General features: G+C 77.0%; 3 protein-coding genes. 1 reads left to right on the top strand and 2 read right to left on the bottom strand.

Translation table 11 applies throughout. The features are described from left to right. A partial coding sequence (locus AC2W7G_RS16770; protein ID WP_485869440.1) for a hypothetical protein occupies positions 1–267 on the bottom strand: 267 nt, incomplete at its 3' end. A 38-nt stretch (positions 268–305) separates the two neighbouring features. Between AC2W7G_RS16770 and AC2W7G_RS16765 the strand changes: the two genes are divergently transcribed. Beyond that, positions 306–974: an MFS transporter gene (locus tag AC2W7G_RS16765; RefSeq protein ID WP_485869439.1), complete on the top strand. Its 669-nt coding sequence runs from the start codon at positions 306–308 to the stop codon at positions 972–974. Here the strand turns inward: AC2W7G_RS16765 and AC2W7G_RS16760 are convergent. Then, a partial coding sequence (locus tag AC2W7G_RS16760; protein ID WP_485869438.1) for a response regulator transcription factor occupies positions 961–1,210 on the bottom strand: 250 nt, incomplete at its 5' end. The genes AC2W7G_RS16765 and AC2W7G_RS16760 overlap by 14 nt on opposite strands.

The following is a 1,210-nucleotide window of genomic DNA, read 5'->3' as shown; positions in this document are numbered from 1 at the left end:
CGCTCGCTGGGCCTGCGGCGCCTGCGCCGTCGGCGCGACGCTGCTGGTCGGCGGCGCCCTCGTCCTGCGCTCGGTGTCGGACCAGGCCTGGCTGTTCCTGCTCGCCGCCGCCCTCGTCCCGTGCGGCGCCGCGGTGGGCAACGTCATCCTCCCCGCCGTCGCGAAGGCGTACTTCCCGCACCGGGTGGCGACGGTCGGCTCGGCCGGCACCGCGATGATCGTGGTCGGCGTGCGCTCGGCGCCGCGCTCACCGTGCCGCTGGAGCACGCGACCGGCTCGTGGCGGGTCGCGATCGGTCGTGGGCCGTGCTGGGCCTGCTGGCCGCGGTGGTGTGGGCGCTCGTCCCGCCGCCGCACGACCGGGTCACCGTGCCCGACGCGACCGCCGGGACCGGCTGGGGCGACGTCGCCCGCTCCCCCGTGGCGTGGATCCTGGCGGCGTTCTTCGCCGTCCAGTCGGCCGGCGCCTACGTGCTCATGGGCTGGCTCGCCGTGCTCTTCCAGGACGCCGGCATCAGCGCCGCCGCCGCCGGCGGGTACGTCGCCGTGTGGAGCGCCATGGGCGTCCCGGTGGGCATGGCCCTGCCCTTCGTCCTGGGCCGCTGGGGCGTCACCGCCCACGTGCCGTGGGTGCTCGCGGTGCTGTCGGTCGCCGGCTGGCTCGGCCTGGCCCTGGCGCCGGACACCCTGCCCTGGCTGTCGTGCCTGGTGCTCGGGGCGGGCGGCGCCGCGTTCGGCTGGTCGCTGGTGATGGTGGCCGAGCGGGCCGTCAGCGTCGAGGACACCGCGCTGCTCTCGGGCTTCGTCCAGTCGCTGGGCTACCTGCTCGCCGCGACCGGCCCGCTGCTGTTCCGCGTGGATCACGACCTGAGCGGCGGGTGGACCGCCCCGGCGCTGGGCATGGCGGTGCTGGCCGCGCTGCTCGGCCCGCTGGGCGCCGCCGCCGTGCGCGCGCGACCGTTCAGCCGCGGCTGAGGACGCGCCGGGCGGCCTCCGTGCGCGAGGCGACGCCGAGCTTGCGCAGCACGGCCGACACGTGGACGCTCACGGTCTTGGTGCTGATGAACAGCTTCTCGGCGATCTGCCCGTTGGTCAGCCCCTCGGCCACCAGCTCGAGCACCTCGCGCTCGCGCTCGGTCAGGCCGTCGTCGTCGACCTGGCGCCGGCCGACCAGGCACAGGGGCGCCGAGCCGGCGGGCCAGCGCGTCGCC

Source organism: Aeromicrobium sp. PFPM2_SD2, from assembly GCF_057364525.1.
The sequence above is the reverse complement of the archived record's forward strand: the minus strand, read 5'-3'. Positions and strand labels throughout refer to the sequence as shown.